The sequence below is a fragment of the Thauera sp. AutoDN2 genome (assembly GCF_051280715.1).
GTDB lineage: Bacteria > Pseudomonadota > Gammaproteobacteria > Burkholderiales > Rhodocyclaceae > Thauera.
In genome coordinates this window covers 1-8,000 of sequence record NZ_JBNCAR010000059.1, presented here as the reverse complement: position 1 = coordinate 8,000, position 8,000 = coordinate 1, and the positions used below count along the sequence as shown (strand labels likewise).

10 protein-coding genes are annotated in these 8,000 nt (G+C 61.1%); 3 read left to right on the top strand and 7 right to left on the bottom strand.

The genetic code is table 11. From position 1 onward, the window contains the following. Positions 1-169 precede the first annotated feature (169 nt). The 3 genes from ACPT9U_RS16975 to ACPT9U_RS16965 form a co-directional block, all read right to left on the bottom strand. Positions 170-562 (bottom strand): alcohol dehydrogenase catalytic domain-containing protein, encoded by a 393-nt coding sequence (locus ACPT9U_RS16975; protein ID WP_435751814.1) that lies wholly within the window; start codon positions 560-562, stop codon positions 170-172. A gap of 131 nt (positions 563-693) precedes the next feature. Next, positions 694-1,224: a peptide-methionine (S)-S-oxide reductase gene (locus tag ACPT9U_RS16970; RefSeq protein ID WP_435751813.1), complete on the bottom strand. Its 531-nt coding sequence runs from the start codon at positions 1,222-1,224 to the stop codon at positions 694-696. 279 nt (positions 1,225-1,503) lie between these two features. Next, complete coding sequence (locus ACPT9U_RS16965; RefSeq protein WP_435751812.1) at positions 1,504-1,770, bottom strand: hypothetical protein; 267 nt, start codon at positions 1,768-1,770, stop codon at positions 1,504-1,506. Positions 1,771-1,871: 101 nt separating this feature from the next. Here ACPT9U_RS16965 and ACPT9U_RS16960 point away from each other — a divergent pair. Further along, positions 1,872-2,629 (top strand): IS5 family transposase gene (locus ACPT9U_RS16960; protein ID WP_277835668.1). Its coding sequence is split into 2 segments (ribosomal slippage): positions 1,872-2,196 and positions 2,196-2,629, totalling 759 coding nucleotides; the frame shifts between segments, so codons are not numbered across the junction. A 185-nt stretch (positions 2,630-2,814) separates the two neighbouring features. On the opposite strand, the gene grxC is transcribed toward ACPT9U_RS16960, so the two are convergent. The 4 genes from grxC to ACPT9U_RS16940 form a co-directional block, all read right to left on the bottom strand. After that, positions 2,815-3,069: a glutaredoxin 3 gene (gene grxC, locus ACPT9U_RS16955; protein ID WP_435751811.1), complete on the bottom strand. Its 255-nt coding sequence runs from the start codon at positions 3,067-3,069 to the stop codon at positions 2,815-2,817. A gap of 243 nt (positions 3,070-3,312) precedes the next feature. Continuing rightward, on the bottom strand, positions 3,313-4,593 hold the full coding sequence (locus tag ACPT9U_RS16950) for a thiolase family protein (RefSeq protein WP_054662487.1): 1,281 nt from the start codon (positions 4,591-4,593) through the stop codon (positions 3,313-3,315). Positions 4,594-4,846: 253 nt separating this feature from the next. Then, a complete protein-coding gene (locus ACPT9U_RS16945; protein WP_435751810.1) occupies positions 4,847-5,593 on the bottom strand; it encodes a ferredoxin reductase in 747 nt (248 codons plus the stop codon). Then, a complete protein-coding gene (locus tag ACPT9U_RS16940; protein ID WP_435751809.1) occupies positions 5,586-6,191 on the bottom strand; it encodes a sulfite oxidase-like oxidoreductase in 606 nt (201 codons plus the stop codon). Before ACPT9U_RS16940 ends, ACPT9U_RS16945 begins: the two co-directional genes overlap by 8 nt. Positions 6,192-6,852: 661 nt before the next feature. Between ACPT9U_RS16940 and ACPT9U_RS16935 the strand changes: the two genes are divergently transcribed. After that, complete coding sequence (locus ACPT9U_RS16935; RefSeq protein WP_435751808.1) at positions 6,853-7,323, top strand: peroxiredoxin family protein; 471 nt, start codon at positions 6,853-6,855, stop codon at positions 7,321-7,323. 3 nt (positions 7,324-7,326) lie between these two features. Beyond that, positions 7,327-7,818 carry a DM13 domain-containing protein gene (locus ACPT9U_RS16930; RefSeq protein WP_435751807.1) on the top strand — a complete coding sequence of 164 codons (492 nt, stop codon included), beginning with the start codon at positions 7,327-7,329 and terminating at the stop codon, positions 7,816-7,818. The last annotated feature ends 182 nt before the right edge of the window (positions 7,819-8,000 follow it).

Sequence of the window (8,000 nt, the reverse complement as noted above, 5' to 3'; positions counted from 1 at the left end):
CGGCCGCCGACAACGTCGCCTTCGCCTACGACCTGCTGGGCCGTCGTACCCAGGCCAAGTACGCCGACAACAGCCACACCATCAACTACGTCTGGGACGGCTCACCAACACCACGGCCGGTGGCAAGAGGCTCGCCTACCACTACGATTCGGCGGCCAATGCAATCGGCTTAACGTGCTTTATTTTCCGTTTTCTGAGACGACCCCCAGTCCAACGATGTGGGCTTCTTACCGACGATCCGGGCGTCGACGAGATGGAACTGCGCGTTGGTGCCGCTCCGCGTGATCGATCCGGCGTAATAGACCTCGTCGCCTGCCTTGAACTGGGTCACTTCCGAGCCGACCTCGCGCACGATCCCGGCGGCATCCCATCCAAGCACCTTCCAATCACCATCCGCGGGCGGTGAGCTGCCGCGAACCTTGTAGTCAACTGGGTTGACGGAGACGGCCATCACCTCAACCAGGATGTCGTGTCCCGCAGCGACAGGCCGAGGCAAGTCGATATCGACCAGCGAGGCATTCTCGGCGATGGGTCCCGGAACCTTGTAACCGACTGCTTTCATGAGTGTCTCCAGCTTGATGAAGGTGCGATTGCAAGAGGAATAACTGAGGTGATTTTTGAAGCAATCATGTTGCTTCCCTAGGTTGCGCTTTGAGCTAGTTGCCTGTCGGGAACCAAATACCCGCTTTGGACCTACGCGCCATCGCCACCTTCAATGGCCTGCGGCGCGGTCGCTCCAGGGAGTGCCAGCTCCGAAAAGTGTTGTCGGATGAGATCCAGCTTGGGGTCGATGTAGAGGCGGCAGAAGGGTCTGCTCGGATCGGTTCGATAGTAGTTCTGGAAACGCTCGTCCGACGCCTTGAAGCTTCTGAACGGAATCACGAGGGTATGCACGGGCTTGCCTGACTGGTCGGCGAAACTGGCAATAGCTCGCTCGGCCTCAAGCCGCTGATGATCGTCAAAGAGGTAGATCGCGCTGCGGTACTTGCCTCGAGGGGAGCGCGCCCTCGTCGCGGAGTGCGTTCTGAGGTGCACCTCGCAAAGCGTTTCCAACTGAATTACTGTCGGATCAAAGGTGACGACTACGCCCTCTGCCCAGGTATCTGCCGGCGCGTCTGATTGGACAAATCCTTGGTCAACCTGACTGACGCCGCGCAACGATTGGAACACGCCTTCGGTGCACCAATGGCATCCCCCGCCAAAGCCAGCCTTTGCGATGGTCACAGTTCATACCTCGGTGCAATTCGACGCGTGGCTTTGCGCAGATCATTTCTCGGACCGGCGGCAGGACGCCTGTGCGTCATCGCTTATTCCTTCTGAACTATGGCTTGCAGGGGCAGAACGCGACGCTCCGCCCAGCGACGGCAACGTTTAGACGATGGGTTCATATCCGTCCGAAGTCCAATAACCAACGTCTATGCCTTCTATACCCTTGGCGGCACGCGGCGCCGTGGTGCGCTGGCATCTTCATGCGGACCCGTGGCCTGGGCGTCCTATCGCCCGTCAGGGGTCAGGACGAAACCCCAGCACGAATGCCACGACCTTTTGGGTGGACATTTCGCAGGGCTTGAGTGACGTCTGATCTGACGCAACCCGATAGAGATTGAAGCTGACAATGTCTGTCCCCGCCAACTCCCTTGCAAAGAGGCTGTTGCGACGACCATCCTCGGATCGCTTAACGGTCACGCCGAAACGGCGGCCTTCGTACGCGCCCTCGGCGTATCCCTCCCGCATCGCTTTGAAGGCGGCATCGAACTCGGTGTGCTCCATCTCAGCTCACTCGTGTTGATCGTCAGAACGCACATTGCTTCTAGGGGCTGTTCACATTTGATGATTTGTGTTTACATCCTGATCTTTGGGCGGAGATCAGGATGCTTCGGATGGTACTGACAGATGAACAGTGGCAGACAATCGAAGGGCTTCTACCCGGCAAGCCCGGCGATAGAGGGCGTTCGGCCAAAGACAACCGACTGTTCGTTGAGGCGGTCATTTGGTTGGCACGCACAGGCAGTCCGTGGCGCGACCTTCCGCCCGAGTTCGGCAACTGGCATTCGACGTATGTGCGCTTTGCGCGCTGGCGCGATGCAGGCGTCTGGGATCGGGTCGCCCTCGCACTGGCCGGCGAACGCGATCTGGCGCGGGTGTTCATCGACTCAACCATCGTTCGCGCCCACCAGCACGCCTCAGGCGCCCAAAAAAAGTAGGGCCGCAGGCGCTGGGGCGCTCGCGTGGAGGCCTGACGACCAAGCTGCACTTTGCCGTCGATGCCTTGGGCAAACCGCTGCGCATGATTCTGAGCGCAGGACAGGTCGCCGACATCGAGTGTGCGCACGATTTGATAGCCGATATGCCATGCGCCAGCTTGGTTGCCGACAAAGGATACGATGCCAACGCCTTGGTCATGAGTATCGAGGCATCCGGCGCGCAAGCAGTCATCCCGCCTCGCTCCAACCGTATCGCGCCCAGGCAGTACGACCGCTGCGCGTACCGCGCGCGAAATCTGATCGAGCGCTTCTTCAACCGCATCAAGCATTACCGTCGGATCGCCACACGCTACGACAAGCTCGCTTGCAGCTACATGGCATTCGTGCGGATCGTTTGTGCGGTGATTTCATATCGTTATATGTGAACAGGACCTAGGAACTCGTGGCAGCTGTAGCAGAGTAAACCGGGGGCAGCCCTCCAGCCGAGAGGCAGGGGCCAAGCCCATTGCAGTCGTGCCTTCCTGGCAGACATCCCATCCCCTTGGACTATCCCATCACTGCGGACAGCCGAAACGGTCTTTGCGAACTGCTTGGCCCGGACTGCAGTTGCTCAGTCTTGAGGTGGCGGCCGCGCGAGGAGCTCGTCAAGTCCGCCCGCGGCATCAAGATCAAATAGGTCGTCGCAGCCACCGACATGAGTGCCGTTGATGAAGATCTGCGGCACGGTGCCTCGGCCCGATGCTTCGACCATGGCCTGCCGGCGGGTTGGATCCGACCCGATATCGATCGATTTCCATTGCACGCCTTTCTCCTTAAGCAGCTCCATGGCCCGTCGGCAGTACGGGCACCAGCTCTTGGTGTACACGAGAACGTCTGGTTTCACGGTACGTATCCCTTAGTCGATAGTGGAGGCAGGGCCTGTCGCGCCCAGACCCGGGGGTTAGTCATAGACCTGCCGTGGAGTCGTCGTACGGCATCTCACAGCTCGCAGACCCAAAGTCACTCCGGGATGCCGCTAGCGGGTCGTTCGCATGTCACCTCAGCCGTTGGACCACTTTGGGCTATCCGCCAGCACGTCGGCGGTCGTCAGCATGCTTGCGCGGTCGATTTACTGATCTCCCATCCATGGGCGCTCGAGGAGTGCAACCGTGCCCTGACCGCCGTCGGCGCAAATGCTGACGATCGCTCGCGAGCCAGGAGGCATGGCCCAGAGCTCCTTCACCGCCTGGCTCAGGTCACGCGCGCCGGTCGCGCCAAACGGATGCCCAATGGCGACCGAGCCTCCGTTGGGATTGACACGGTCCCAATTGAAATCGCCCATAGCCGCCTGGACGCCGGCCTTTGTGCGCACCCACTCCGGGTCGGAAATAGCCGCCACGTTCGCCAGGACCTGGGACGCGAAGGCCTCGTGGATCTCCCAGAGCCCGATGTCGGCGAAGCTCAGTCGATTCCGGGCGAGCAGGCGAGGGATCCCATACGCCGGCGCCATGAGCAGACCTTCGGTATGGAAATCCACCGCAGACACCTCGTAGTCCACGAGCCGCGCGTAGGGCGTGCCCGTGGGGAGTCGGGCCAGTCCGGCCTTGGTGGCGACCCAGCAGCCGGCAGCGCCATCGGTGATCGGGGAGCTATTGCCCGCCGTCAGGCTCCCCTTTCCGCTGTCGCGATCAAAGACCGGCTTGAGTGCGGCAAGCCGTTCGGGCGACGTATCAGCCCGGGGATTCGCATCGCGCGCCAGCTCCGGCAGCGGGATCACGAGATCGTCGAAGAAGCCACGCTCCCATCCCGCCACGGCGCGCTGGTGACTCTTGAGCGCCCAGTCGTCCTGCGCCTCGCGTGTGACCTGCCAAGCCTTGGCCGTCTCCTCCATATGGTCGCCCATGGTCCGGCCGGTGATCCGGTTGGCCCAGCCCTTGGTGGGCAGCAGATAGTCGCGTGGGGTAAGGGCCTGGAGGGCGCCAAGTGCAGCCGCGGGATCGCGCGCAAACAGATCCGTGAGCCGCTTTGATGCATCTGCCGTCAGGGCGATTTGAGGGCGGCTCATGACTTCGGACCCGCCGACCATCGTGAGCTCCGTCCCCCCGCCCAGCATCCCCGCCGCCGCGAAGGTGGCCGTCATGCTGGTAGAGCAGGCCAGGACGACTGAGAACGCCGGTACCGTCGGACTGAGCTTGGCGTCAAGCCAGGTCTCGCGGGCGATGTTGCTCCAGCCCATGTTGGGAATCACGGTTCCCCAGACGAGCAGATCTGGCTCCGCCTGGGCCGCCATCGCCTTTACAACAGGGACCGACAGGGACACGGCGTCATAGGCCGACAACGGGCCTCCACCTCGTCCGAAAGGGGTTCGAAGGCCAGCGGCTACGTAAACAGGTCCGGCAAAACGAGTCATGTGGGTCTCCTACCTTCTTGAACTTGCGGAGGGGTATGGATGTATCAGGTGCCACTGAATACCTACGAAGCGCTAACGCGCGTACAACGGGTCCAGGGATTGTTTAGCTGAGCCCTGTTTGCCCGCACCGCAGAATCTGTTTGAGCCTCTTCAAAACGGAACCGAAAGCTGCCTCTGCCATCAGCAAGAACTTTTCAGACTGAATCCTGGGCTGAACATCCCGATCCAGAGGGCCTGAATTTGATCCCTCCCACTAGCCGCCGTAACGCTCGGTTCGGACACTGGAGGCATCCACGCCTGCCAGCAGAACCGCATCCGTCGCGATATTGACGAAGCCGTTGGATCCACAGACGAATACGTGTGTAGGCATTCGGTCAAGCCGAGTCAGGATCTCCTGGACCATGGCGCCGTCGACCCGTCGCCCATAGTCCGAGCCGCGAGCCGGCCGCTCCCGCGTGATTGCCAATGCCATGAGGAAGGCCGGATCGCTGGATTCGATCGAATGAAGCTCTTCCGAGAAGAGAACGTCCTTTGCGGTTCGCGCGGAGAGGAGCAACGCTGTCGGCACCGTTTGCGCAAGTGCGTGGCGCTGACGAATCATCGCCATCAACGGCACGAGGCCAGATCCTGCCCCGATCAGCAGCACGGCGTCTGCGGCAGGCTCTGGCCACAGGAAATGGCCTCCCAGCGGACCACGAAGCTCTATTTCGTCTCCGACGGCTGCGACGTCGTGGAAGAAGGACGACACCTCACCATCGGGCAACAGCTCAATAGCGATTTCTATGATCGAGCTTGCGTTTGCAGCTGACGCGATCGAGTAGCTCCGCATTGCGCTGTAGCCATCGGGTGCGGTCAGCTTGACGTCGACGTGCTGCCCTGCGATGTGCACAAACGATCTGCTCAGCCGAAGGAAGAAGCTCTTGATGGTCGGCGTTCGCTGCACGATCCCGACGATCACGCAGGACTGCCACGATACGCGCTGGTCTCCGTAGTCAGTCATTTTTGTAGCGTTGCTCGCGCCACGGATCGCCGTAGATGTGATAGCCACGCAGCTCCCAAAAACCGGCCTCGTCACGCGTGGTGAACTGCAGCGCATTCACCCACTTGGCTGACTTCCAGAAGTAAAGGTGTGGCACCAGAAGCCGCGCAGGCCCCCCATGGTCGCGTGGAAGCGGCTTCCCGGCGTAGCTGAGCGCGACCATCGCCTTTCCGGAAAGCAGATCCGCCAACGGAACATTTGTCGAGTACCCGTCGTAGCAGTGCGCCAGTACGAAGTCCGTGGGCCGCTCAAGGCCGGCGTCCGCAAGAATGTCGTCGATCAGCACGCCTTCCCACACGGTATCGAGCTTGGACCAGGACGTGACACAGTGAATATCGCGAGTCACCTTGGTCTTCGGCAGGGCGTTGAACTGGCTCCAGTTCCACACCTTGGCGGGCTTCGGGCCGATCTTGACGGTGAATTTCCAATCGGCAGTGTCAACGAGCGGCGTGGGTCCGGCTGACAGGACCGGAAAGCCTTCCTCGAGATGCTGCCCAGGCGGAACCCGATCCGCTTGGTTGCTGCCCGAACCGCGGCCAGTGAATCCTCTGGTGACCATGGCGAACCTCCTTACGTGTCACGACAGAAAGGAACCGGTTTCATCACGAACCACTGCGCATTCCCTTCGCACAGTTCGCTGCCGGACGGGCAACCGGGTGAAGGCCAGAATAGCGGATGCCAAACATCAGTAGCTACCATCCCCCGACGCGGCGAGGCACGCGCATCACCTGGAAACGGTAGCATCCGGCCGACACCATTGCCCAATAGCGACGAGCTATATCTGCGATAGCCCAGGCAGGAATTTATGGCCAACCCCGGACAGCGTGTTAACAGCCGAGAGCGTCCTTTCCTTTGGCGGTATGGCCCGGGCGAATACCGCTACTGCCGCACAGCCCCTGACGGTCCGCCACGCCGTGGTAGCTAGGGCAATGCCGCGTGGTGCAAAGCTGGATTCCTTTATGGTGCGCCGTTGGCCAATCTGCGCCATCGCCTTGCGCCAACCAAGCATGGAGCCTATGTCGCAAAGCTATTTCAAATACTTCAGGCTTACCTTCATAGTCTCAGGTGCGGTTCTTACGAATCCCGAGCAAGCCTCGGCTTGAGTGCCGAGCTGGCGGATCAAGCGTTCGGAAGACAAACCGCAGGGGCCTTCGAACGATCGGCTGGGACTGCTCGCTCGGGACATTTACCAGGCATCTACATCAGGGGTGGAGAATCTAATGAACGTGTCCGAACGACAGGCACCTGAGCTTCGCGTGCAGCGGTGGATTGGCGCCAACGGAGAGAAGATCGCGCCTCTCAAGCTGTCGGATCTGGGCGCAGGACCAAAGATCCTGTTCGCATTCCAGGACTGGTGCGGTGGCTGCCATTCTCATGGGTTCCCGACGCTCCAAGCGCTGCACGCGGTCTTGAGCGACCAGGGCGTCGGCTTCGCGGTGATCCAAACCGTATTTGAGGGAGCGCACGAGAACACCTTCGAGAGACTGCGACCGAACCAGCTCGAGTACGAACTTCCTGTCGCATTTGGTCATGACGAGCCCCCGGCCGGCTCGACGCTTCCCACGTTCATGCAGGACTACCGAACCCGTGGCACGCCCTGGTTCACGGTCATCGACGCGGGTGGACGCATTATCCTCTCGGACTTCCGCCTGGATGTGGGTCAGCTCGTGAAGGCGCTGGAGCAGGCCTAGTCAATGCGGCGATGGCTCGTTCTGGCCACCACCCACCTGGCGGTGCTCGCGCTAGGTTTTGGCGCCGGCATCTATGCCCTGCCTATCCTGACCGCACCGGGAGCGCCGGACGCAAAGGCACTTGATCGTGTCGCTGCTGAAACGCTCTACGCAGGGCGCTTCGTGCGAGATCTCAAAGGCAGCAATCGGCTCCACTGGGGCGAGGGCGAGGTGCGCGTGTCGCGCAATCACATTGCGCACTTTGGGCGCCTGGCCCCAGGCCCCGACTACAAGCTCTATCTCGTCCCACGCTTCGTCGACACGGAGGAGGCTTTCCTCCGGGTCAAAGACGTATCGCGCCGCGTGGGCGACGTGAAGACGTTCAACGGCTTCCTCGTGGATGTGCCGACCGACACCGATGTTCGCGACTACACCACGGTCGTTATCTGGTGCGAATCATTCGGTCAGTTCATCAGCGCCGCTGAGTACCAGGCCTCACGTCTTAGTCGAGAATGACGAGCGCGCTGGATTCCGTCAGGCCGGGATGCAACCCCGGCCTGAGCTAGCTGTCTCGCGGGAGGGCTCGCCTCGGATTGAGAAGGAGCCAGGCAGAAAATTGGGGTCGATCTACTCGACACTTTCTACCGTGATGTTCCGGCCGTTGAACTGCACGGTCTCTCCCGCGCGTGCGCCTTCAA

What these genes read in the sequence shown, in the direction of transcription:
- ACPT9U_RS16940 (WP_435751809.1), bottom strand. Translation starts at nt 6,191, where the DNA reads ATGGTCACCAGAGGATTCACTGGCCGCGGTTCGGGCAGCAACCAAGCG.
- ACPT9U_RS16950 (WP_054662487.1), bottom strand. Translation starts at nt 4,593, where the DNA reads ATGACTCGTTTTGCCGGACCTGTTTACGTAGCCGCTGGCCTTCGAACC.
- ACPT9U_RS16975 (WP_435751814.1), bottom strand. Translation starts at nt 562, where the DNA reads ATGAAAGCAGTCGGTTACAAGGTTCCGGGACCCATCGCCGAGAATGCC.
- ACPT9U_RS16965 (WP_435751812.1), bottom strand. Translation starts at nt 1,770, where the DNA reads ATGGAGCACACCGAGTTCGATGCCGCCTTCAAAGCGATGCGGGAGGGA.
- ACPT9U_RS16935 (WP_435751808.1), top strand. Translation starts at nt 6,853, where the DNA reads ATGAACGTGTCCGAACGACAGGCACCTGAGCTTCGCGTGCAGCGGTGG.
- ACPT9U_RS16930 (WP_435751807.1), top strand. Translation starts at nt 7,327, where the DNA reads ATGCGGCGATGGCTCGTTCTGGCCACCACCCACCTGGCGGTGCTCGCG.
- ACPT9U_RS16945 (WP_435751810.1), bottom strand. Translation starts at nt 5,593, where the DNA reads ATGACTGACTACGGAGACCAGCGCGTATCGTGGCAGTCCTGCGTGATC.